The sequence below is a fragment of the Mesorhizobium sp. P2_C5_2 genome (assembly GCF_056404535.1).
This window is the reverse complement of record NZ_JBFUDV010000005.1, coordinates 963,671-985,124: the sequence shown is the minus strand read 5'-3', so window position 1 is coordinate 985,124 and position 21,454 is coordinate 963,671. Positions and strand designations below refer to the sequence as shown.

General features: G+C 62.7%; 22 protein-coding genes. 9 read left to right on the top strand and 13 right to left on the bottom strand.

Annotated features, from left to right (window positions below; genetic code table 11):
* Positions 1-103 precede the first annotated feature (103 nt).
* The 3 genes from AC1D1B_RS23235 to AC1D1B_RS23225 are packed head-to-tail and all read left to right on the top strand — an operon-like array spanning position 104 to position 1,321.
* Entirely contained in the window at positions 104-424 is a 321-nt protein-coding gene (locus AC1D1B_RS23235) for an ArsR/SmtB family transcription factor (protein ID WP_477334708.1), read from the top strand.
* Entirely contained in the window at positions 421-885 is a 465-nt protein-coding gene (locus AC1D1B_RS23230) for an SRPBCC family protein (RefSeq protein WP_477334707.1), read from the top strand. Before AC1D1B_RS23235 ends, AC1D1B_RS23230 begins: the two co-directional genes overlap by 4 nt.
* A gap of 22 nt (positions 886-907) precedes the next feature.
* A complete protein-coding gene (locus AC1D1B_RS23225; protein WP_477334706.1) occupies positions 908-1,321 on the top strand; it encodes a GFA family protein in 414 nt (137 codons plus the stop codon).
* Positions 1,322-1,366: 45 nt separating this feature from the next.
* On the opposite strand, the gene AC1D1B_RS23220 is transcribed toward AC1D1B_RS23225, so the two are convergent.
* The 4 genes from AC1D1B_RS23220 to AC1D1B_RS23205 all read right to left on the bottom strand — a co-directional run bounded on the left by AC1D1B_RS23220 (position 1,367) and on the right by AC1D1B_RS23205 (position 6,643).
* On the bottom strand, positions 1,367-3,172 hold the full coding sequence (locus tag AC1D1B_RS23220) for an ABC transporter ATP-binding protein (protein ID WP_477334705.1): 1,806 nt from the start codon (positions 3,170-3,172) through the stop codon (positions 1,367-1,369).
* Positions 3,173-3,562: 390 nt separating this feature from the next.
* Positions 3,563-3,973 carry a GNAT family N-acetyltransferase gene (locus AC1D1B_RS23215; protein ID WP_477334898.1) on the bottom strand — a complete coding sequence of 137 codons (411 nt, stop codon included), beginning with the start codon at positions 3,971-3,973 and terminating at the stop codon, positions 3,563-3,565.
* A 145-nt stretch (positions 3,974-4,118) separates the two neighbouring features.
* Positions 4,119-5,801 carry an NAD+ synthase gene (locus tag AC1D1B_RS23210; protein WP_477334704.1) on the bottom strand — a complete coding sequence of 561 codons (1,683 nt, stop codon included), beginning with the start codon at positions 5,799-5,801 and terminating at the stop codon, positions 4,119-4,121.
* A gap of 125 nt (positions 5,802-5,926) precedes the next feature.
* Positions 5,927-6,643: a DNA-3-methyladenine glycosylase I gene (locus AC1D1B_RS23205; protein WP_477334703.1), complete on the bottom strand. Its 717-nt coding sequence runs from the start codon at positions 6,641-6,643 to the stop codon at positions 5,927-5,929.
* Between the two features lie 100 nt (positions 6,644-6,743).
* Between AC1D1B_RS23205 and AC1D1B_RS23200 the strand changes: the two genes are divergently transcribed.
* Together AC1D1B_RS23200 and AC1D1B_RS23195 are read left to right on the top strand one after the other, a co-directional pair.
* Positions 6,744-7,307, top strand: coding sequence for a DUF1003 domain-containing protein (locus tag AC1D1B_RS23200; RefSeq protein ID WP_477334702.1), 564 nt, complete (start codon positions 6,744-6,746; stop codon positions 7,305-7,307).
* Complete coding sequence (locus tag AC1D1B_RS23195) at positions 7,304-7,909, top strand: DedA family protein (RefSeq protein WP_477334701.1); 606 nt, start codon at positions 7,304-7,306, stop codon at positions 7,907-7,909. The genes AC1D1B_RS23200 and AC1D1B_RS23195 overlap by 4 nt, the downstream gene beginning before the upstream one ends.
* Before the next feature lie 68 nt (positions 7,910-7,977).
* Here AC1D1B_RS23195 and AC1D1B_RS23190 read toward each other — a convergent pair whose 3' ends face one another.
* The 3 genes from AC1D1B_RS23190 to AC1D1B_RS23180 all read right to left on the bottom strand — a co-directional run bounded on the left by AC1D1B_RS23190 (position 7,978) and on the right by AC1D1B_RS23180 (position 9,531).
* Positions 7,978-8,571: a hemerythrin domain-containing protein gene (locus tag AC1D1B_RS23190; RefSeq protein ID WP_477334700.1), complete on the bottom strand. Its 594-nt coding sequence runs from the start codon at positions 8,569-8,571 to the stop codon at positions 7,978-7,980.
* A 102-nt stretch (positions 8,572-8,673) separates the two neighbouring features.
* A complete protein-coding gene (locus AC1D1B_RS23185) occupies positions 8,674-9,033 on the bottom strand; it encodes a diacylglycerol kinase (RefSeq protein WP_477334699.1) in 360 nt (119 codons plus the stop codon).
* 78 nt (positions 9,034-9,111) lie between these two features.
* Positions 9,112-9,531 (bottom strand): GFA family protein, encoded by a 420-nt coding sequence (locus AC1D1B_RS23180; protein ID WP_477334698.1) that lies wholly within the window; start codon positions 9,529-9,531, stop codon positions 9,112-9,114.
* 343 nt (positions 9,532-9,874) lie between these two features.
* Here AC1D1B_RS23180 and AC1D1B_RS23175 point away from each other — a divergent pair, with 343 nt between their 5' ends.
* The 3 genes from AC1D1B_RS23175 to AC1D1B_RS23165 all read left to right on the top strand — a co-directional run bounded on the left by AC1D1B_RS23175 (position 9,875) and on the right by AC1D1B_RS23165 (position 12,164).
* Positions 9,875-10,945 (top strand): GGDEF domain-containing protein, encoded by a 1,071-nt coding sequence (locus AC1D1B_RS23175; RefSeq protein ID WP_477334697.1) that lies wholly within the window; start codon positions 9,875-9,877, stop codon positions 10,943-10,945.
* A 105-nt stretch (positions 10,946-11,050) separates the two neighbouring features.
* Positions 11,051-11,434 carry an antitoxin Xre/MbcA/ParS toxin-binding domain-containing protein gene (locus AC1D1B_RS23170; RefSeq protein WP_477334696.1) on the top strand — a complete coding sequence of 128 codons (384 nt, stop codon included), beginning with the start codon at positions 11,051-11,053 and terminating at the stop codon, positions 11,432-11,434.
* Positions 11,394-12,164, top strand: a complete 771-nt coding sequence (locus tag AC1D1B_RS23165; RefSeq protein ID WP_477334695.1) for an RES family NAD+ phosphorylase — start codon at positions 11,394-11,396, stop codon at positions 12,162-12,164. Before AC1D1B_RS23170 ends, AC1D1B_RS23165 begins: the two co-directional genes overlap by 41 nt.
* Positions 12,165-12,224: 60 nt before the next feature.
* Here AC1D1B_RS23165 and AC1D1B_RS23160 read toward each other — a convergent pair whose 3' ends face one another.
* From AC1D1B_RS23160 to AC1D1B_RS23140, 5 genes are all read right to left on the bottom strand, one after another.
* Positions 12,225-13,598: a class II 3-deoxy-7-phosphoheptulonate synthase gene (locus AC1D1B_RS23160; protein WP_477334694.1), complete on the bottom strand. Its 1,374-nt coding sequence runs from the start codon at positions 13,596-13,598 to the stop codon at positions 12,225-12,227.
* Between the two features lie 136 nt (positions 13,599-13,734).
* The gene (locus AC1D1B_RS23155; protein WP_477334693.1) at positions 13,735-14,169 is read right to left on the bottom strand and encodes a DUF3995 domain-containing protein; all 435 of its coding nucleotides are present in this window, start codon (positions 14,167-14,169) and stop codon (positions 13,735-13,737) included.
* A 2-nt stretch (positions 14,170-14,171) separates the two neighbouring features.
* Positions 14,172-14,504: an Mpo1-like protein gene (locus AC1D1B_RS23150; RefSeq protein WP_477334692.1), complete on the bottom strand. Its 333-nt coding sequence runs from the start codon at positions 14,502-14,504 to the stop codon at positions 14,172-14,174.
* Positions 14,505-14,617: 113 nt separating this feature from the next.
* Positions 14,618-18,115 carry a transcription-repair coupling factor gene (mfd, locus tag AC1D1B_RS23145; protein ID WP_477334691.1) on the bottom strand — a complete coding sequence of 1,166 codons (3,498 nt, stop codon included), beginning with the start codon at positions 18,113-18,115 and terminating at the stop codon, positions 14,618-14,620.
* 71 nt (positions 18,116-18,186) lie between these two features.
* Positions 18,187-18,474, bottom strand: a complete 288-nt coding sequence (locus AC1D1B_RS23140) for an FAD assembly factor SdhE (protein WP_142864970.1) — start codon at positions 18,472-18,474, stop codon at positions 18,187-18,189.
* A gap of 92 nt (positions 18,475-18,566) precedes the next feature.
* Between AC1D1B_RS23140 and recG the strand changes: the two genes are divergently transcribed.
* On the top strand, positions 18,567-20,675 hold the full coding sequence (recG, locus tag AC1D1B_RS23135; RefSeq protein ID WP_477334690.1) for an ATP-dependent DNA helicase RecG: 2,109 nt from the start codon (positions 18,567-18,569) through the stop codon (positions 20,673-20,675).
* On the opposite strand, the gene AC1D1B_RS23130 is transcribed toward recG, so the two are convergent.
* Complete coding sequence (locus AC1D1B_RS23130) at positions 20,627-21,385, bottom strand: DUF502 domain-containing protein (protein ID WP_477311026.1); 759 nt, start codon at positions 21,383-21,385, stop codon at positions 20,627-20,629. The genes recG and AC1D1B_RS23130 overlap by 49 nt on opposite strands.
* Positions 21,386-21,454: the final 69 nt, after the last annotated feature.

Below are 21,454 nucleotides of genomic sequence, written 5' to 3'. Positions count from 1 at the left end.
CCAGTCCGACATCGATAGATCCCTGCCCCTCAGGCCACACTTTGCCACGACTTGACATGCAGGTATTTACCTGCATATTATGTCTGCAAGATGAGTGAGACCGATGGACGCCGACAAGGTTTTCAAAGCGCTGGGCGACCCGACACGTAGAAAGCTGCTCGATCTTCTGTGTGAGAAGAACGGACAGACGCTCGGGCAGCTTTGCGAGAACCTCGACATGGCAAGGCAATCCGCGACCCAGCACATCGACCTTTTGGAGGCGGCCAATCTGATCAGCACGGTCAAGCGTGGCCGCGAAAAGCTGCATTTCATCAACCCCGTGCCGCTGCACGAAGTCTACGAGCGGTGGGTGCGCAAATTCGAACGGCAGCGGCTGAGCCTGCTGCACGACCTGAAGCACGAACTCGAAGGAGACGACCAATGACCCGGGAAACCACCAGTTTTGTCTACGTGACCTACATCAGATCGACGCCGCAAAAAGTGTTCGAGGCCATCACCAGGCCCGATATCGCCAAGCGCTACTGGGGCCACGAGAACGTCTCCGACTGGAAGCCCGGCTCGAAATGGGAACACATCCGCGCCAATGACGAGCGCACCGTCGAACTCGTCGGCAAGGTCGTCGAAATCTCGCCGCCGACCCGTCTGGTCATGACCTGGGCCAACGCCTCGCAGGCTGACGACCCGACCAAGCACAGCCGGGTGACGTTCGCCATCGAGGAATACGACACCATGGTCAAGCTGACCGTCAGCCATGACGAACTCGAAGCCGGCAGCGGCATGGCCAAGGGCATCAGCCAGGGCTGGCCGGCCGTGCTGTCCAGCATGAAATCCTTCCTCGAAACCGGCAGTGGCATTGATCTCTTCGCCAAGCCGAAATCGGCCTGAAGCAGCCAGCGGGAGAACGACGATGACCAAGCATTTTATCGGTGGCTGCGCCTGCGGCGCGATCCGCTATGAGGCGAGCGGCGAGCCGATCTTTCAGAACCACTGCCAATGCCTCGATTGCCAGAAGCGCAGCGGCACGGGCCATGGCTCCTATGTGACCTTCGGCCGGCGCGTTGATGTGAAAGTAACCGGCCAGCCAAGCACCTGGCGTATGATCGCCGACAGCGGCAATGAAAAGGTCCAGGCTTTTTGCCCGACCTGCGGCACGCCGCTCTACCTGACCTTCGTCGCCATGCCGGAGCTGACGGCGATCCACGCCACCAGCCTCGACGACCCCGGCCAGTTCAATCCGCACGCGGTCACCTACACCGTCCGCGGCCATACCTGGGACACGATTGATCCCGTGCTCCAGCCATTCGAGCGAATGCCCGGATGAACCAAAGCAGAGCCCTATCCCCTCGGATAGGGCTCTGCGTTCAGCTCAGATCACCAGGCCCTTGGTCAGTTCCAGCGCCTGGCGCTCGAACAGGCGGCGGTAGATGCCGCCCTTCAGCCGGATCAGCTCGTCATGCGAGCCTTCCTCGACGATCTTGCCGCGATCGAACACCAAGAGCCTGTCCAGCGCCCGCACCGTCGACAGCCGGTGGGCGATGACCAGCGTCGTGCGGCCGACCATCAGCCGCTCCATCGCCTGCTGGATCAGCACCTCCGATTCCGAATCGAGGCTCGATGTCGCCTCGTCCAGGATCAGGATGCGCGCATCCGCCAGAAAGGCGCGCGCGATCGCCACACGCTGGCGTTCGCCGCCCGACAGTTTCACGCCGCGCTCACCGACCAGCGTGCCGTAACCCTTCGGCAGGCTGGTGATGAAGTCGTGCGCGCTCGCCAACTTCGCGGCATGCTCGATCTCGGCCTGCGTGGCGTCGGGACGGGCATAGGCGATGTTCTCGGCCAGCGAGCGGTGGAACAGGATCGGCTCCTGCTGGACGATGGCGATCTGCGCGCGCAGCGACGCCTGCGCCACAGCAGAGATGTCCTGGCCGTCGATCAGGATCTTACCGTCACTGACATCGTAGAGACGCTGGATAAGCTTGACGAAGGTCGTCTTGCCCGAGCCGGAATGACCGACCAGTCCGACCCGCTCGCCCGCCGCGATCTCCACCGAAAAGTCGCGGTAGAGCGGCAGGCGATGGCTGCCATAATGGAAGGTGACGCTGTCGAAGCGGATAGCGCCCTGCGTGATCCGGATCGGCTGAGCGCCGGGCCGGTCCTCGATGCCAAGCGGTTGCGACTGGAAATCGACCAGCTCCTCCATGTCGTTGATCGAACGCTGCAGATTGCGGATATGCGTGCCGATATCCCTGAGATAGCCCTGCAGCACGAAGAACGAGGTCAGCACGAAGGCGACGTCGCCGGCGCTCGCCTGACCCCAGGCCCACAGCATCAGCGACAGCCCGATCACCGCCGTCCGCAGCACCAGCAGCATGGCGCCTTGCGTGGTGCCGTTGATGGTGCCGCGCACCCAGGTGCGGCGCGTGCGGGCACGCCATTTGGCGACGACCTTGGCGAGGCGCGTTTCCTCTCGCATCTCGGCGCCAAAGCCCTTGACCACGGCGTTGCAGCTCACCGCATCGGCAAGCGATCCGCCAAGCCGCGTATCCCAGCTGTTCGCGAGCCGTGCAGCGGGCGCGACATAGCCAAGCGACAGCATCGCCGTCACCATAATGAACAGCACCGAGCCGACTGCTACGACCAGCCCCATCAGCGGCCAGAACCAGCCGAGCAGCAGCGTCGAGCCGACCAGCATGGCGACCGACGGCAAAAGCGCGATCAGGATCGTGTCGTTGAGCAGGTCGAGCGCCCACATGCCGCGCGTGACTTTGCGCACCGTCGAGCCGGCAAAGCTGTTGGCGTGCCAGTCGGTGGAGAAGCGCTGGACGCGGTGGAACGCATCGGCGGCGATGTCGGCCATCATCTTCAGCGTCAGCTCGACAATACCCATGAAAGCGAGGTTGCGCAGCACCACGCCGGTAAGCGCCAAGGCAATGAGCGCGAAGAACGCCGCCATCGCCGCGTTCCACGCGACAGCGTCGGCGGAAGCACTGCTGGCGACGGCGTCGACCAGCCGGCCGGAATAGAGCGGCGTCAACACGTCGGCCAGGGTCGACAGCAGGAAGCCGCCCATGATCAGCGACAGCCGCCACGGCTGGCGCCGCCAGTGGCTGAGCGTGAAGCCAAGAACGCTGCGAAAGGCGCTTGCGCGCAGATCGATTCGAAAACGAGCCATGATGTCATCCGGGCGCAAAAAATGCCCGGTCCCGGTAAGGTCGAAAATTGAAAACCGCGCCGGGCAATTCGCCCGGGGCTGCGGAGGTTCGGCATAGGTGGCGGCGCGCCCTAGACATCGGGTGGCGACCGGCATCGGCAGAAGCCTGTACTCGACCCGGCATCGGCGCGAAGGAAGAACCTTCGCCGGACACCAGGTGAGACCTAAGCTTCGCGGCCTCGCATTACCATGTGAAATACTGCCATTCGGACCTCCCGCAACACAATTGCGGAGGGGTCCTTATAGAGACGCCTCAGCGGATCGCCAAGACCGGGCGCGCCGCAAAAGTGTAACTGGTCCAACCAGTGAGGTTATTTTGCAACAACGGCGGGCAAGCCTCGCCTGTGTGCCTCATTCCGGGTTGCGATCGAGGCGCATGTAGCGGCCATCGGTGGATGCCTTGAAGCCCAGCTTCTCATAGACGCCGTGCGCGTCGCTGGTCGACAGGCTCCAATGCGAGACGGTGCTGAGTTCAGGGTGATCGACGAGCGCTCGCACCAGTTGCAAGCCAATGCCCTGGCCGCGATACTGCGGCGAGATGATGATGTCGGCGAGATAGGCAAACACCGTACGGTCGGTGATGGCCCGGCCAAAGCCGACTTGGTTCCCATCGATATAGGCCGCGGTGCAATGCGAATTGGCAAAGGCGCGGCGATGAAACTCGTCGCTGCGTCCGGCGCCCCAGTAGCTCGCCATCAACAGGTCGGAGGTCGCCCGGAAATCGATCCGTGACATGTCGAAGCTGATTTCACAGTCGGGCATGGTGCCTCGCAAAGAATAAGGGGCGGCCGAACGTCCTGTCCGGCGATGACTGCCCAGCGTGCCGTACCAGAAGCAGATGCCGCGCCTGGAGCTTGCCGTTCTTGAAGCATGCAAGCCCCAAAGGTTCATCAATGGAATCAGATATTTAGCTGCGATCCCTGAAACGGTTGGTGATGGGATAGCGGCGGTCGCGGCCAAAATTCTTCCTGGTGATCTTCACACCCGGCGCCGCTTGCCGGCGTTTGTACTCGGCGATGTAGAGCAGATGCTCGATGCGCGTCACCGTCGCCCGATCGTGACCACGTGCGACGATGTCGTCCACGCCCATCTCGTTCTCGACCAGGCACTCCAGAATGTCGTCCAGCACCGGATATGGCGGCAGCGAATCCTGGTCGGTCTGGTTCTCGCGCAGTTCCGCCGACGGCGCCTTGTCGATGATGTTCTTCGGGATCACCTCGCCGGAAGGCCCGAGCGCGCCCGGCGGCACATGGTCGTTGCGCCAGCGCGACAGCGCATAGACCTGCATCTTGTAGAGGTCTTTGATCGGATTGAAGCCGCCGTTCATGTCGCCGTAGAGCGTGGCGTAGCCGACCGACATCTCGCTCTTGTTGCCTGTGGTGACGACCATCGAGCCGAACTTGTTGGAGATCGCCATCAGGATGGTGCCACGCGCGCGGCTTTGCAGATTTTCCTCGGTGATGCCTTCCTTGGTGCCTTCGAAAAGCTGCGTCAGCGCATGCAGAAACCCTTCAACCGGCTCGAAGATAGGCACGATGTCATAGCGGCAACCGAGCGCGCGGGCGCAATCCTCGGCATCCTTCAGCGAGTCCTTCGAGGTGTAGCGGTAGGGCATCATCACCGCCCGCAGCCGCTCTTCGCCAAGGGCGTCGACGGCAAGCGCAGCACAGATCGCCGAATCGATGCCGCCGGACAGGCCGAGCACGACGTTCTTGAAACCGTTCTTGTTGACGTAGTCGCGCAGGCCCAGCATGCAGGCGCGGTAGTCCGCTTCCTCGCGCTCGGGGATTTTCGACATCGGCCCTTCCGAGCAGACCCAACCGGCATCGGTGCGTTTCCAGGTGGTGACGTCGACCGTCTCCTCGAACTGGCTCATCTGGAAAGCCAGCGTCTTGTCGGCGCCGATCGCAAACGAGGCGCCGTCGAAGATCAACTCATCCTGGCCGCCGATCTGGTTGGCATAGATCATCGGCAAACCGGTTTCGATGACCTGGCGGATAACGACCTGATGGCGCACGTCCATCTTGGCGCGGTAGTAGGGCGAGCCGTTCGGCACCAAGAGGATTTCGGCGCCGCTTTCGGCCAGGGTTTCACAAATGCCGACGTCGCCCCAGATGTCCTCGCAGATTGGAATTCCGATGCGCACACCACGGAAGTTGACAGGTCCCTGAGCCTCGGGTCCGGCCTGGAAAACCCGCTTCTCATCGAACTCGCCATAGTTTGGCAAATCGAGCTTGTAACGCTCGGCCAGGATCTTGCCGCCATCGGCGAAGATGATCGAATTGTGGCTGCCGCTCTTGCGCTTCAACGGCGTGCCGATAATGACGCCCGGCCCGCCATCGGCGGTATCCCCGGCGAAGTCTTGCGCGGCCTTTTCGCAAATCTTGAGGAAGGCCGGCTTCAGCACCAGATCCTCCGGCGGATAACCGGCAAGGAAAAGCTCCGTGTAGAGCACGATGTCGGCGCCCTGGCGGGCGGCATCCGCCCTCGCCTCGCGCGCCTTGGCAAGATTGCCGGCGACATCGCCGACTGTCGGGTTGAGCTGAGCAACGGCGATGCGCAGAATATCGGGAGCGGTCTTCTTGGTCATGCCTGCGGTTTAGCGCGGCCGAATTGCTCCGGCAATGGCGTTCGTTTGGACCAATCCAGACCGATCGGCATTAGCCGATCGTGTCTTATCGCTCGACATGCGGATCGTAGCGAGGCAGCCCGTGATCAGTCGTCGCCCATATACTCGCGCAGCGATTGCGGCGAATGGTTCTCTCCGATCGACATCGCCAGGATGCGCGAGATGTGCCGACGCGGCAGCCTCGTGTCCGCCACCCATTGATTGATCTGCGCCTGGATCTTGTCGAGGTCTCGCTTCGAGGTCGGGCTTTCGGCGATATCGAGGCCTGCGTCGCGCAACGCTGCCGCCATATCGGCCGAGATGACGAAAGCGTCCCATTCCAGCCAGCGCAGGAAATACTGGCCGGTGTTGCCGCCGAGCCGGCTGCCGTGCTTGCCGAGATACGCCATCAGCCCGACTTGGTCGTCCGCCGGCCACTCAGCCAGGAATTTGCCGAAGCTGCCATGCTCCTTCGACACGCGCTCGACGAAGGCGGCGTTGTCGCGCACCGATTTGATCTTCTGCGGATTGCGCACGATGCGCTTGTCGGCCGTCAGATCGTGCCAGAAATCATCAGGCTGGAACAACAGCCGCTTCGGCTCGAAATGCAGGAACGCTTCTTCGAAACCCGGCCATTTCTGCTCGATGACGCGCCACACAAAGCCGGCGGCAAACACCCGCTCGGCCATCGTCGACAGGATGCGGTCGTCGGTGATCTTGGCCACGGCAGCGTTATCGGGCAAAGGCCCGAGCAACTCCGTCAGCACGGCGTCGCCGCCTTTGCGTTTTGCCGCACGGGCACGAATCCTGTGGAAGTCAGCCATTGGCGCCCTGATTTAGTATGGGTGGACGCGGCAATCTACCACTTCCCGTTCGCGCCGGTAGTCTCTAGGTCTAGGCCAGACGCTGACCATGGAGGCGACCATGCACAAGACCGTACCAGAACTGGCCAGCCGCTGGCTGAGGCGAACGCCTGAGACCCTCAGCGAGCTCGAGCGGCGGGTGTTGCAGAGTACCGTCGACCGCAAGCCGATATCGCAGGACATCAACGACAGTCTCGCCGGCCTTCAGGGGGCTGGCGACCGTATCGCCGATGCCATCGCCCGCATCGGCGGCTCGTGGACGTTCATCCTGTCCTTCATCGCTTTCCTGATTCTCTGGATCGGCGCCAATTGGTGGCTGCTAGGAAGGGACTCGTTCGATCCCTACCCCTTCATCTTCCTCAATCTAGTGCTGTCGATGATCGCCGCCTTGCAAGCGCCGGTGATCATGATGTCGCAGAACCGCCAGGCAGCGCGCGACCGCATCGATGCCGCGCACGACTACGAGGTCAACCTCAAGGCCGAGATCGAAATCATGGCGCTGCACGAAAAGCTGGACGAACTCCGCCACAGCCAGATTATCGGCGTGCGCGAGGACATTGCGCGCCTGGCCGAACAGATGACCCGCATCGACGAAAGACTGTCGGGCCGGCAAACGTCTCAATGACCGGGATCGTCCATCACCTCATCGAACAATATGGGCTGATCGCGGTTTTCCTGGGCTGTGTCGCCGAAGGCGAAAGTGCGGCCATCCTCGGCGGCTTCTTCGCCCACCAGCATGTCTTCGTCCCTTGGAAAGCTTTCCTCGCGGCCGCCATTGGCGCCTTCGTCGGCGACACGTTTTTCTTCGTCCTCGGCCGCAGCTTTGCTGACCATCCCAGGGTGCTGAAACTGAAGGCGAGGCCCGGCTTCAATCACGCCTACCGCCTCGTCTCGTCGCACCCCAACATCTTTGTTCTGTCCAACCGCTACATCTATGGCCTGCGCCTGGTCGGCGGCATCGCGGCCGGCTTTGCCAGCATTTCAGTAACGCGCTTCGTCATTTTGAACGCGGTGTCGTCGCTGGTCTGGGCGGCTTTGTTCTGCGGCATCGGCTATGTCTTCGGCCTGGGTGCCGAGCAGATGATCGGCAAGGCACTGCTCCATCACCAACGCCTGCTGATCGCGCTTGCCATCGGGCTGGCCGTCGCCATCCTTGCCTGGCTCATCGCCCGCACCGTCGCCGGCAAGGAGCGCGCCAAGGACGCCCGCGACAGCGAAGCCACCTAAGGCAATTCCAGGAAAAGTGTAAGCGGTTTTCCGTCCGGAATTGCCTCAAAAACAAAGAGATAGAAAGCTCAGTCGTCGTCCTCGACCAAAGCGCGGTCGCCGCGATCGAGGATCAGCGGGATGATGAGATCCTCCTCGTCGGCAAGATGCCGTTTCAGCATGGCGATCAGCCGGCTGTTCTCGTCAGCATAGGCATCGGCGGCAAAGCGCTGCCTGTCCTCGCTCTCCTCGAGCGTGCGGATGAAGGCATTCGCCGCTTCGGCGTTGCGCTCCAACCCTTCATGAATGGCGTGGTGATCGGCATCGAGAATCTCGAAGCCGCGTTTCAGGCGCGGCTCCGCCTTGGCGAAAGCCGGGAAATATTGATAGTCCTCGACATTGTGGTGGCCGTCGAGATTGCCGAGGAAATGGTTCAGCCGTGGCGCGAACCAGCGGGCGAAATCCGGCGCCGTCAGCCTACCTTCGCGATAGTCGCCAATGCCGTTGGTGAGCATGCCGCCAAGCTCGCGGAACATGTCGTGCCGCTGCAGCCACATATTGGCAAGGCCATGGATGTTGCCGTGACCCTGCCAGTTTTCGCGCGGATATTTTTGCGCCAGCCAACGCAGATCGTCCGGCAAGCCGGCTCGGTCGAGCAGCAGAAAATTGGCGGGGGCGGTCATGTCGGTCTCCTCAGACCATGATCCCGAAAAGTGGACACCGGTTTTCGGGACAGATCATGGTCAGGATCAGGTCGGCGTAACCGACAGATAGGAACGCAGGGTCTAGATCGGTAGCCCCGTGATGCGCTCGATGATGGCTATGCCCCAGACGCCGGCGACGATCACCACCGAAATCAGTACCGCCAGCGAGCCACAATCCTTGGCTAGCTGGATATCGACGTTGAACTCGCGGCTGAAGGCATCGCAGGCCGCCTCGATGCCGGTGTTCAGCACCTCGACCATGATCAAGAGCAGCACGGCGCCGATCAGCAGCGCATAGCCACGCCAAGATACCGAGACGAACCAGCCGAGCGGCAGCGCCAGCAGCAGCAGCATCAATTCCTGCTGGAACGCCTTTTCGCTGGCCGCGAGCTTGCGGAAAGCCCGTACCGAATTGAAGAAAGCATCGATCAGCCGCTGCATGGCCCGCATCCCCTTCGAATCACCGGCAGGGGATAACGCAATGGCTGGATCAAGGGAATAAGGCAGCAGCGGCAAAAATCACTCGTCCGCAACCTTGATCGCCGGCGTCGACTTCTCGAACTGCGGCAACTCATCGTCGATCGTGTAGTAGTCGCCCTTGTCGCTGACGAAGATATGGCATTCGCCCTCGAGCCCGGTCGGCGCATCGAACGACCCGGCCAGAACCGAGACATAGGCGTCCTGGCCCGGCTTCCAGAACAGCACCGAGCCGCATGTCTTGCAAAAGCCGCGCTTGGCAAAGGACGACGCTTCGTACCAGGTGATGTTGTCCGTGCCGATGATTGTGATGTCGCCGTCGGCGACATTGGTTGCGGCATAGTAGTGCCCGCTCTGCTTGCGGCATTGCGAACAGTGGCAATAGATCACGCCGCGCAACGGCCCTTGCGTCTGGAAACGCACCGCCCCGCACAGGCACGATCCGCTGTGGCTATTGCTCATTCCCGCCCTCCGCCGGCCATCGTTCACGGCTTCGCCGCCACCGGAGAGGATTTCAGTTTTGCCGCAACCGGGCACCAGCAAATGCGACACGGAACGGGCACGTTCGGACTTCACCTCAGGATGGTTGCAACACGCTGCTGCAGCCTGAGGTGGAAAAGTCGCATTACCTTGCGGCACATTAAGGAAACTTTAGCGCCAGCGCATCTATGGTCGTTGCCAAGCGAAGGTCGCGATTGGGGACGCGTCTTTCGTAAGATGATCCGAAATACGGCTGGTTCTCCCCCGGTCGGCGACATCTCGCACGCGCAAGTCTGCGATGGTTCCCAGGGGTAGTGAAGAGAACATGCAGCCGGCAGCCGCCCAGACCGACCGAAACAGCGACGTTGCAACAGCTGTTGTGACGACCATGCGCCAGCTCGGCGTGCTTGGTCTGCCGCGCAATTACGAGATCTTCTACGAAGCGCTGAAAGGCACCAATCGCGAACTCAGCCTTGCCGTCGTCGCGCTCGGCAACCGACCGACGCAGGACGATCTCGACCGCATCGGCCGCGCCTTCTTTGCCCAGCATCATGGTCCCGGCATTGTCGAGCACGCGCGCGACGTGCTGGCCAGGGAGCTCGAGGACATCGCTTTGCTGCTGCGAAGCGAACGCAGCCATATCGAGAAATACGGCAAGATCCTCGACGAGACATCGAGTGGGCTGGCCAATCGCAGCCTGCTTTCACAGGACCTCTTGCAGAAGGTCGCCAGCGCCATGGCGATCGCCACCAATTCGACCCTGGACCATGGCAAGCAGGTTGCCAGCACGCTCAGCGACAAGACGGCGGAACTGGAGAGCGTCAAGTCGAAGCTCGAGGAGTATAAGCGGCTCGCCGACACCGATCCCTTGACGCATATCTGGAACCGCCGCGCCTTCGACAAGCAGATCACGGCGATCTACACCTCCAACAAGGGCATCCTGTTCAACGCGCTGATCCTCGCCGACATCGATCGTTTCAAGGACATCAACGACCGCTACGGCCACCCGGTCGGTGACAAGATCATCCAGATCATCGCCGAAATCTTCCAGACCAGCATTCGTGAAGACATGTTCGTCGCCCGCACCGGCGGCGAGGAATTCGCGCTGATCATCGAGGGTGCCAGCGAGGATACGACCTACGAGATCGCCGAACGCATCCGTGTGCTGATTGAACAGACGCCGTTCACCAGCAGCCAGACCGGCACCAATTATGGCACAGTGACCGTTTCCATGGGCATCTGCATGGCTTCCGAGGCGGAAAGCCCGGAGGATCTCTACACCAAGGCGGATCGGGCTCTCTATCGCTCCAAGGTCGGCGGGCGCAACCGCGTCACCCGGCATTCGACGATGGCCGGCCGTACCGGCAAGAACTGGCTGCTCTACAAGAAAGACTGACGCGTCAGTGCACAGCCAATTCGCTGGCCCAGCCAAATTTATCGGATACCACCTCTTTCCATATGAATTTTCGTGGACTATATTTTCCATGGAAAGAGAGAGGCCATGTCTGTTACACAACCCAATGCTGCCGCCAGGGCGGCCGAAAACGCGGTTCTGACCAAGGCCACGCTGCGCGCCGCCGAGCTCCTGGATATAACCTCCAGGATGCTGGCGTCGATCATCGGCGTCTCGGAAGCAACGGTTTCGCGCATGCGCAGGCAGGAATTCCTGCTGGAGCGCGGCACCAAGCCGTTCGAGCTCGCGGTGCTGTTCGTGCGGCTGTTCCGTTCGCTCGACGCCATTGTCGGCGGTGACGAGACGATCGCCCGGGCATGGCTGAAGAACGCCAACACGGCATTCGACGGCAGCCCGCTTGAAACGATCCTCACCATTACCGGGCTTGTCGATGTCATTGCCTATCTGGACTCCCGACGCGCTCTCGTCTGAAGCCGTACGACTCGACGGCAAATACTGGCGCATGGTCGAGGCGCAGCACCGCGTCTCGACGCTGAAGGTTGTCGACACGCTGGACGAACAGGCGCTGATCGAGGATTTGATCGAGGAAACCAAGCCGCAAATCCCCATGGAGTGCCGGCATCTCCACTACCTCCTGGCGACGCCGTTCCGCTACGGGTCGATCTATCCCTACGGCTCGCGCTTCCGCCGCGCCGGCCGCACCCTTGGTGTCTACTACGCGGCGGAGACGATCATGACCGCCGTCGCCGAAATGGCCTTCTACCGCTTGCTGTTCTTTGCCGATTCGCCCGACACGCCGTGGCCGCACGATGCCGCCGAATACACCGCCTTCGCCGCCGCGATCCGCACCGACAAGGCAGTCGACCTGACGCGGCCGCCGCTCGACCGCGATGAGGCTCAGTGGACACACACGACCGACTATGCCGCCTGCCAGGGGATTGCCGATGTTACGCGCGAAGCCGGGCTGGAGGCGATCCGCTATCGTTCGGCGCGTGACCCGAAAGGCGCCAATATTGCGCTACTGACATGCCGCGGCTTTACCAAGGCCAAGCCGCTGGAGCCGCACACCTGGCGAATCCGGCTCGGCTCGTTCGGCGTCCAGGCCATCTGCGAATTTCCGGAGAAACGCCTCGAGTTTTCCAGGACCGCCTTCGCCAATGATCCGCGGCTCGGCGGATTGCGCTGGGAACGCGCCCGCTGACCTCAAAATGAAAAAGCGCCGGAAAACCGGCGCTCTTTTCAATTCAATCTGCAAACAGGTTCAACCGTTCACGGCCTGCTTGTGCTGCACCGGATGGCTCTTCTTGAGCAGGTCGGAGACCAGGAACGCCAGCTCGATTGCCTGATCGGCGTTGAGGCGCGGGTCGCAATGCGTGTGGTAGCGGTCCTGCAGCTCTTCCGCGGTGATGGCGCGGGCGCCGCCGGTGCATTCGGTGACGTTCTTGCCGGTCATCTCGACATGGATGCCGCCCGGATGCGTGCCTTCGGCGCGATGCACCTCGAAGAAGGTCTGCACTTCCTTGAGGATGCGGTCGAACGGCCGCGTCTTGTAGCCGGCGGCCTCGATGGTGTTGCCGTGCATCGGGTCGGATGACCACACGACGCTGCGGCCTTCCTTCTGCACAGCGCGCACCAGTTTCGGCAGATGGTCGGCGACCTTGTCGGAGCCGAAGCGCGCGATCAGCGTCAGCCGGCCCGGCTCGTTCTCGGGGTTGAGCAGATCGATCAGCTCCAGCAAGCCGTCCGGCGTCAGCGACGGACCGCATTTGAGGCCGAGCGGGTTCTTGATGCCGCGGCAGTATTCGACATGGGCATGGTCGGGCTGACGCGTGCGGTCGCCTATCCAGATCATGTGGCCTGACGTGGCGTACCAATCGCCCGAAGTCGAATCGACGCGGGTCAGCGCCTCTTCATAGCCGAGCAGCAGCGCCTCGTGGCTGGTGTAGAAGTCGGTCTCGCGCAGTGCGTAATTGGTTTCCGAAGTGATGCCGACGGCCTTCATGAAGTCCATCGTCTCGGTGATGCGGTTGGCGAGCGCGCCATACTTCTCGCCCTGCGGGCTGTCGGAGACGAAGCCGAGCATCCAGCGATGCACGTTCTCCAGGCTGGCATAGCCGCCCTGGGCGAAGGCGCGCAAAAGGTTGAGCGTCGCCGCCGACTGGCGATAGGCCATTTCCTGGCGGGCGGGATCCGGAATGCGCGATTTGGGATCGAACTCTATGCCGTTGATGATGTCGCCGCGATAGCTCGGCAGCGTCACCTCGCCCTTGGTCTCGTTGTCGGACGAGCGCGGCTTGGCGAACTGACCGGCAACGCGGCCGACCTTCACCACCGGCTGCGCGCCGGCAAAGGTCAGCACCACCGACATTTGCAGGAAGACGCGGAAGAAGTCGCGGATATTGTCCGCGCCATGCTCGGCGAAACTCTCGGCGCAATCGCCGCCCTGAAGAAGGAATGCGTCACCGGCAGCGACAGCTGCAAGCTGCTTCTTCAGCTTGCGCGCCTCACCTGCAAAAACCAGCGGTGGAAAGGTAGCGAGCTGGGCTTCCGTGTTCTTCAGCGCGGCAAGGTCCGGATAGGCAGGAACCTGCTTGATCGGCTTTGCTCTCCAAGAATTCGGCGACCATTTCGTCATCGCTGCACCCAAACGCTCTTTCCAGCGGTGCTTTTGCCCGCCATTCCCGCCCCATATGGGGTTCGCGGCTCCATACACGAAGCCGATTTCCTATTCTAGACCGGAATTCAAGCGCTGGCGAATGATGGCCGGCGGCTCACTCTGCAGTCTGCGACAAAGCGAGATAGAAAAGGCCCAGCCCCAGCAGCAGGCATGACGGGCTGTAGAACCAGCTGTCATAGCTGGCAAAACGTGTCGTCCTGACCCGCTTGAACAGTCCGAAATACCGCGACCAGCTCAAAGCCCTCGCGGTGAAGGTGAACGCCCACAAGATGATGCCTACCTTCAACAAGAATTGGGGCACGGGCAGGCGAAGGGCACCGGCGAAGCCAAGAACCAGCAGCAGCACCAGCGCCAGGATCAACCCCACCGCCATCGCCCCAAAGGCCGTCTCCTTGATGGCGGGAGTGCCGTCCTCGCGTTGCGGCAACGCGACGCCGGCGCCGATACGTCCACCCAAACCCCAATAAAGATGGAAGCCGGCTCCAAGCAGCAGAATGGCCGAGCAGAGAGAGACGACCAGCGTCGTCATGCCTATCGGGCGACGTCGTTCAATCGACTGAGCTGGCGGCCGAGCCCACCCGTCAGATCGAGTGCAAGCATGCGCAGCAAGGCGATGGCGCTCCACAGCGGCCGATCCGCGAACGGCTTGTTGCTGTTGTGCTCGAGGAAAGGGTGGGTGAGAAAAGCCGCGATATAGAAGAACGGAATGATGACCAGGAAAGCCCACCAGACGACCATGAGAGATGCCGCAATCCCGGCGATCGGCGCGAAAAACAGGCCGAGATAGTGGATAAACCGGGTCGAAGGTTTTGAATGGCCAGCGAGGTAACCGAGCCAGTATTCATCGAAGGTCTGCGGGTTCATGGATTTCCCGTTCAGCGATGAGTTGCGGCATCATCTGATCCCTTCGGCCAAAGTATCTCAATGGCTCCAATCGTCGCAGACCCAGAAGCGATCTTTGCCAAGCGGAATCCGCTCTAGGCGGCCTTCTCCACCAGTCGCGCCAGCTGCGTCATGACGACGGCCGAGCCCGCCAGACGCTTCTCCGCCGTTGGCCAATCGCGAATGAAGACCACGCTATGGTCGGCCCTGATCTTGGCCAGCGAGCCCTGTTCGCCGATGTATTTGACCAGCCCGACCGGGTTGGAGAACTCGCGCTTGCGGAAGTGGATGACGACGCCCTTGGGACCGGCATCGAGCTTCTCGACATTGGCTCTGCGGCAGAGCGCCTTGATGAAGACGATCTTGAGCAGATGCTTCACCTCCTCCGGCAGCGGACCGAAGCGGTCGACGAGCTCGGCGCCGAAGGCGTCGATCTCCTCGGTATTTTCAAGGTCGCCGAGGCGGCGATAGAGCGCCAGTCTGAGTTGCAGGTCCGGCACATAGCTTTCCGGGATCATGACAGCCGTACCGACAGCAATCTGCGGCGACCAGCCGCCATCCTGCACCTCGCCGGAATCCTTCACCTCGGCCACCGCCTCCTCCAGCATCTGCTGGTAGAGTTCGAAGCCGACCTCCTTGATGTGGCCGGATTGTTCTTCGCCGAGAAGATTACCGGCGCCCCTGATGTCGAGATCGTGGCTGGCGAGCTGGAAGCCGGCGCCGAGTGTATCCAGCGACTGCAGCACCTTCAGCCGGCGCTCGGCCGTATCGGTCAGCTTGCGGTTGGCCGGCAGCGTGAACAGCGCATAGGCGCGCACCTTGGAGCGGCCGACACGGCCGCGCAACTGATAGAGCTGCGACAGGCCGAACATGTCGGCGCGATGGATGATCAGCGTGTTGGCGGTCGGGATGTCGAGCCCGGATTCGACGATGGTGGTCGACAACAGCACGTCGTACTGGCCGTCATAGAAGGCATTCATGATGTCGTCGAGTTCGCCGGGCGGCATCTGGCCATGGGCCACCGCGACTTTCAGCTCGGGCACGGATTCTCGCAGGAAATCATGGATTTCGGCGAGATCGCTGATGCGCGGAACGACATAGAAAGAATGGCCGCCACGGTAGCGCTCGCGCAGCAGCGTCTCGCGGATGACCAGCGGATCGAAGGGCGAGATGAAGGTGCGCACCGCCATGCGGTCGACCGGCGGTGTGGCGATCAGCGACAGTTCGCGCACGCCGGTCAAGGCAAGCTGCAGCGTGCGCGGGATCGGCGTTGCCGACAGCGTCAGCACATGGACATCGGTCTTCAGATCCTTCAGCCGTTCCTTGTGCTTGACGCCAAAGTGCTGCTCTTCGTCGATGATCAGCAGGCCGAGATTCTTGAACGAGATCGCCGAACCGAGCAGCGCATGGGTGCCGATGACGATATCGACCTGGCCCTCGGCGATGCCTTTCTTGGTTTCCGCCAGTTCCTTGGCGCCAACCAGCCGCGAGGCCTGGCCAACGCGGATCGGCAGGCCGGAGAAGCGCTGCGAAAAGGTCTTGAAGTGCTGGCGCGACAACAGCGTCGTCGGCACCACGACCGCGACCTGAAACCCTTCCATCGCCGCGATGAAGGCGGCGCGCAGCGCCACTTCGGTCTTGCCGAAACCGACATCGCCGCAGATCAGCCGGTCCATCGGCTTGCCGGCGCCGAGATCGTCCATGACGGCATCGATCGCGCCCTGCTGGTCATCGGTCTCTTCATAGGGGAAGCGCGCCGAGAACTCGCCATAAAGCCCTTCCGCCGGCACCATGGGCGGGGCGGAACGCATCTGCCGCTCGGCGGCGATGCGGATCAGCTGCCCGGCCATGTCGAGCAGGCGTTTCTTCAGCCGCGCCTTGCGCGACTGCCAGGCGCCACCGCCAAGTTTGTCGAGTGAGGCTTCGGCCGAATCCGAACCATAACGCGACAGAAGCTCGATGTTTTCCACCGGCAGAAACAGCCGGTCATCGCCGGCATAATGGATTTCAAGGCAGTCATGCGGCGCGCCGACCGCCTCGATGGTGCGCAGGCCGATGAAGCGGCCAATGCCGTGATCGGCATGGACGACGATGTCGCCGGCCGACAGAGATGACGCCTCGGCGATGAAGTCGGACGCGCGCTTCTTGCGCTTGGAACGGCGGATCAGCCGGTCGCCGAGAATGTCCTGCTCGGCGACGACGACCAGTCCTTCGGTCTCGAAGCCGGATTCCAGCGGCAGCACGGCAAGGGCCGCCTGCCCCGGCTCGAGCTTTTCCGCCTCGGCCAGCGTCGCCACCGGCACGAGATTGCCGAGATGATGCTCGGCCAGGATCTGGCCGAGCCGATCGAGCGAGCCTTCGGTCCAACCGGCGACAATGACGCGGCGGCGCGCCGCGCGCTCGTCGGCGATGTGTTTTACCACGACATCGAAGACGTTGGCGTTGGGGTCGGCGCGCTCCTCGGCAAAGCTGCGGCCATGGCGCGAACCGCCATGGAAGACTTTCCTGGCCCCGACATCGGGCGCATCGAAGGCGGTGAAGTCGATGGCTTCGCGCGGTCCGAGCGACGCCACAAGATTTTCCGGCGAGAGATAAAGCAGGTCCGGCGCCACCGGCTTGTAAGGCACGGCGTCCTTCAAGGCAGCGTCGGCCTGTTTGCGGCGCGCTTCATAGTGGTCGAGGATCAGCGTGTGGCGCTCGGCCAGCGCCTCATGCGCCAGATGGTCGAAGATGACAGGCGCGTCCGGCAGATAGTCGAACACGGTCTCCAGCCGCTCGTAGAACAACGGCAACCAATGCTCCATACCGGCGAAGCGCCGCCCCTCGCTCACCGCCGCATAAAGCCCGTCGTCGCGCTGCGGCGCGCCAAAGGCCTCGATATAGGAGCGGCGGAAACGGCTGATGGTTTCCGGCGTCAGCGCCACTTCGCTCATCGCCTGCAGCGCCATCGACTTGCGCTGGCCGGTGGTGCGCTGGGTGGCGGCGTCGAAGACACGGATCGATTCCAGCGTGTCGCCAAAGAAGTCGAGCCGCAGCGCCTCGGCCCAGCCGGGCGCGTAAAGGTCGAGAATGCCGCCGCGCACCGCGAATTCGCCGACGCCGCGCACCGTCGGCACCCGCTCGAAACCGGAAATCTCCAGACGCGACACCAACGCGTTCATGTCGATCTGGTTGCCGGGCTTTGCGTGGAAAGTCTGCGCCTCGACAAGGTCCGCCGGCGGAATGCGCTGCAGCAACGCATTGGCGGTGGTCAGAATGACGGCGCGATGTGGCTTTTTCGCCAGCGCGATCATCGCCGTCAGCGCATCGAGCCGCTTGGCGGCGGCATCGGAGCCAGGCGAAACGCGGTCATAGGGCAGACAGTCCCAGGCCGGCAATTCCAGCACCGGCAGGCCGGGCGCGGCAAAGGTCAGCGCTTCCGTGATCGCCGGCAGGCGCTGGCCGTCGCGCGCCACGAAAAGCACAGGCTTGTCGGGCGCGATCTCATGGATCGCCTGCACCAGTGCGAAGGCTTCGTAGCCGTCGGCGATGCCATCGACGATGAACTGGCCGGCGCGGCCCTTCGGCAGACCGATTTTGGGAATGACGCTCATGATTGCACGGTCTTGGTTGTCGCAATTCCGGACGGAAAACCGCTTCACACTTTTCCTGGAATTGCTTGTGTTTAAAATGTCATGGTCCGGCGCGACGCCAGGATCTTTTGCAGGACGGCACAGTCGATATCCCCGGGAACCGGGCGTTCGCCGGTGACCATAGGCAGGAATTCGGTGTCGGGAATGTCGAGGAGCCTTTCATATTGGTCGATTTCGTCGCCGGTCAAGGCGCCGATCTCGTTGTCGGCAAAGGTGCCGAGGATAAGGTCCATCTCGCGCATGCCGCGATGCCAGGAGCGGAACAACAGCTTGCGACGCCTGATATCCAGCCCCTCGCTTGATCGTTTCGTCCCGGTCATCGTGCCGCATCCTCGCTTGGTGCGGCGCATATAGCGTGGATAGAGGGCGGTGTCAGCCTTGCGCAATGGCCGTCGCGACATAAGCTGATATCATGCGTCCTTCCCTGCTCGATCCATTGTTTGTCCCGATCACTTCGCTTGCCGGCGTCGGGCCGAAGGTTGGCGCGCTGATCGAGAAGGTGGTGGCGGCCGATCTCGGCGAGCGGCCGGCGCGCGCCGGCGACCTGTTGTTCGTGCTGCCGCACACCGTCATCGACCGCCGCAATCGCCCGGGTATTGCGCTCGCGCCGGCCGGCGCCATCGTCACACTCGACGTGCGCATCGACCGCCACCAGCCGCCGCCGCGCGGCAACCGCTCGGTGCCCTACCGCGTCTATGCCCACGACGACACCGGCGAGATCGGACTGACCTTCTTCCATGCCCATGCCGCCTATCTCGAAAAGGCGATGCCGGTGGGTGAGCATGTCATCGTCTCCGGCCGCATGGAATGGTTCAACGGCCGCCCGACCATGGTCCATCCCGACCATATCGCCCTGGTCAGCGAGGCGGAAACTTTGCCTCTGGTCGAACCGGTCTATCCGCTCACCGCGGGCCTGTCGGGAAAAGTGCTGCGGCGCGCCATCGGCCAGGCGCTCGGCCGTCTGCCGGAATTGCCGGAATGGCAGGACGGCGCCTTCATGCGCAAGCAGACTTTTCCCGCCTTTGGCGATGCGCTCGCCCGCATCCACTATCCCGCCGACCCGATCGATGTCGCCATCGAGGGATCGGCATGGCGCCGGCTTGCCTATGACGAATTGCTCGCCGGTCAGGTGTCGCTGGCGCTGGTGCGGGCAAAGGTGCGCCGCCTGTCGGGTCGGCCGCTGATCGGCGACGGCCACGTCGTCGAGAAATTGCGCGCGGCCCTGCCCTATTCATTGACCGGCAGCCAGGAATTCGCGCTCGCCGAAATCAATGCCGATCTCGCCGACCCCGAACGCATGCTGCGCCTGCTGCAGGGCGATGTCGGCTCCGGCAAGACGGTGGTGGCGCTGCTCGCCATGGCGCGCGCCGTCGAGGCCGGCGGCCAGGCGGCACTCATGGCGCCGACGGAAATCCTGGCGCGTCAGCATCTGGCGACGATCACGCCGCTGGCCGAACAGGCCGGCCTGCACGTCGCTATCCTCACCGGCCGCGAAAAGGGTCGCGAGCGCACGGAAACCCTTGCGGGGCTGGCCAGCGGCGAGATCGACATCATCGTCGGCACCCATGCGCTGTTTCAGGAAACGGTGACCTACCATGACCTCGTCTTCGCCGTCGTCGACGAGCAACACCGCTTCGGCGTTCACCAGCGGCTTGCCATCACCGCCAAGGGCGACGCCCCCGACATGCTGGTGATGACGGCAACGCCGATCCCGCGCACTCTGGTGCTGACCGCTTTCGGCGACATGGACGTCTCCAAGCTGACGGAAAAGCCGGTCGGCCGCCAGCCGATCCGCACCGTCACGCTGCCGCTGGAGCGGCTCGACGAGTTGGTCGGCCGTATGGTCGACGCCGTGGCCGACGGCCAGAAAATCTACTGGATCTGCCCGCTGGTCGAGGAATCCGAAGAGATCAAGCTGATGTCGGCGGAAGACCGCTTTGCCTCGCTGCAACCTCTGTTCGGCGACCGCATCGGCCTCGTCCATGGCCGCATGAAGGGCGCCGAAAAGGACGAAGCGATGCGCGCCTTCAAGGCCGGCGAAACCCGCATCCTGATCGCCACCACGGTCATCGAGGTTGGCGTCGATGTGCCCGATGCCACGATCATGGTCATCGAGCACGCCGAACGCTTTGGCCTGGCGCAACTGCACCAGCTGCGCGGCCGCGTCGGGCGTGGCGACAAGCCGTCCTCCTGCGTGCTGCTCTACAAGGACCCGCTCGGCGAGACGGCAAAACGCCGGCTGTCGGTGATGCGCGAGACCGAGGACGGTTTCCTGATCGCCGAGGAGGATCTGAAGCTGCGCGGCGAAGGCGAGCTGCTCGGCACCCGCCAATCCGGCACGCCGGGCTTTCAGGTGGCGCGCATCGAGGCGCATGCCGATCTTCTGGAGGCCGCCCGCGACGATGCGCGGCTCATCCTGTCGCGCGACCCGGAATTGCAATCCGAGCGCGGCGAAGCGTTGCGGCTGTTGCTCTATTTGTTCGGCCGCGACGAGGCGGTGCGGCTCTTGCGCGCCGGCTGAGCCAAGGCGCCAAGCGGCGGGTTGGCGAGATCTCCGTCGATCGGCTCACCGTTCACCGTCACCATTTTCGGCTTGACCTCGGGCGCTACCAGCCCGGCCGAAACGATCAGCCTGGCGCCGTCCTCGATCGTCATGTCGAGCAGCACGATGTCGGATTTCAGCACATACATCAGGAAACCGGTGGTCGGGTTCGGCGTGCATGGCATGAAGACGGCGATCATCGGGTCGCCCTCCTGGTCGAGCTTCTGGTTGATCTCGGTTTCCTTCTCGCTGGCGACGAAGACCAGCGACCAGACGCCCTTGCGCGGATATTCGACCAGCCCGACCTGGCGGAACATGTCGCCTTTGTTCGACAGCACCGTTTGGAAAATCTGCTTCAGCGAACCATAGATGCCGCGCACCAGCGGCATGCGGCCAAGCAGTCGCTCGCCGAAATTGACGATGGCGCGGCCGACGATGTTGGCGGTCATGAAGCCGATCAGCGTGATCAGGATGAGCGCCACGATCAGGCCGAAACCGGGAACCGGAAACGGCAGATAGGTGTCGGGGCTATAGCGCGCCGGAATGTACGGCTTTACCCAGGAATCCACCCAGCCGATGAACGACCAGGCGATATAGGCGGTGATCGCCAGCGGTGCGCAGACAATGAAGCCCGTGAGGAAATAGTTCCTCAGCCGGGTCATGCCGGAAGTTCTGGGAGCATCGGACATGATTCACCGGGGCGCGGGGTTGCACCGCAACATTAGTGAACCCAACGACGCTTTGGAACTGCGAAGTTT

Bases quoted from the DNA above. Each gene is read 5' to 3' on its own strand.
- AC1D1B_RS23185 (WP_477334699.1), bottom strand. From the start codon at position 9,033: ATGCAGCGGCTGATCGATGCTTTCTTCAATTCGGTACGGGCTTTCCGC.
- AC1D1B_RS23175 (WP_477334697.1), top strand. From the start codon at position 9,875: ATGCAGCCGGCAGCCGCCCAGACCGACCGAAACAGCGACGTTGCAACA.
- AC1D1B_RS23155 (WP_477334693.1), bottom strand. From the start codon at position 14,169: ATGACGACGCTGGTCGTCTCTCTCTGCTCGGCCATTCTGCTGCTTGGA.
- AC1D1B_RS23140 (WP_142864970.1), bottom strand. From the start codon at position 18,474: ATGACCGGGACGAAACGATCAAGCGAGGGGCTGGATATCAGGCGTCGC.
- AC1D1B_RS23190 (WP_477334700.1), bottom strand. From the start codon at position 8,571: ATGACCGCCCCCGCCAATTTTCTGCTGCTCGACCGAGCCGGCTTGCCG.
- recG (WP_477334690.1), top strand. From the start codon at position 18,567: ATGCGTCCTTCCCTGCTCGATCCATTGTTTGTCCCGATCACTTCGCTT.
- AC1D1B_RS23165 (WP_477334695.1), top strand. From the start codon at position 11,394: ATGTCATTGCCTATCTGGACTCCCGACGCGCTCTCGTCTGAAGCCGTA.
- AC1D1B_RS23160 (WP_477334694.1), bottom strand. From the start codon at position 13,598: ATGACGAAATGGTCGCCGAATTCTTGGAGAGCAAAGCCGATCAAGCAG.
- AC1D1B_RS23180 (WP_477334698.1), bottom strand. From the start codon at position 9,531: ATGAGCAATAGCCACAGCGGATCGTGCCTGTGCGGGGCGGTGCGTTTC.
- AC1D1B_RS23210 (WP_477334704.1), bottom strand. From the start codon at position 5,801: ATGACCAAGAAGACCGCTCCCGATATTCTGCGCATCGCCGTTGCTCAG.
- AC1D1B_RS23130 (WP_477311026.1), bottom strand. From the start codon at position 21,385: ATGTCCGATGCTCCCAGAACTTCCGGCATGACCCGGCTGAGGAACTAT.
- AC1D1B_RS23230 (WP_477334707.1), top strand. From the start codon at position 421: ATGACCCGGGAAACCACCAGTTTTGTCTACGTGACCTACATCAGATCG.
- AC1D1B_RS23205 (WP_477334703.1), bottom strand. From the start codon at position 6,643: ATGGCTGACTTCCACAGGATTCGTGCCCGTGCGGCAAAACGCAAAGGC.
- AC1D1B_RS23215 (WP_477334898.1), bottom strand. From the start codon at position 3,973: ATGCCCGACTGTGAAATCAGCTTCGACATGTCACGGATCGATTTCCGG.
- AC1D1B_RS23235 (WP_477334708.1), top strand. From the start codon at position 104: ATGGACGCCGACAAGGTTTTCAAAGCGCTGGGCGACCCGACACGTAGA.
- mfd (WP_477334691.1), bottom strand. From the start codon at position 18,115: ATGAGCGTCATTCCCAAAATCGGTCTGCCGAAGGGCCGCGCCGGCCAG.
- AC1D1B_RS23150 (WP_477334692.1), bottom strand. From the start codon at position 14,504: ATGAACCCGCAGACCTTCGATGAATACTGGCTCGGTTACCTCGCTGGC.
- AC1D1B_RS23195 (WP_477334701.1), top strand. From the start codon at position 7,304: ATGACCGGGATCGTCCATCACCTCATCGAACAATATGGGCTGATCGCG.
- AC1D1B_RS23220 (WP_477334705.1), bottom strand. From the start codon at position 3,172: ATGGCTCGTTTTCGAATCGATCTGCGCGCAAGCGCCTTTCGCAGCGTT.
- AC1D1B_RS23225 (WP_477334706.1), top strand. From the start codon at position 908: ATGACCAAGCATTTTATCGGTGGCTGCGCCTGCGGCGCGATCCGCTAT.
- AC1D1B_RS23170 (WP_477334696.1), top strand. From the start codon at position 11,051: ATGTCTGTTACACAACCCAATGCTGCCGCCAGGGCGGCCGAAAACGCG.
- AC1D1B_RS23200 (WP_477334702.1), top strand. From the start codon at position 6,744: ATGCACAAGACCGTACCAGAACTGGCCAGCCGCTGGCTGAGGCGAACG.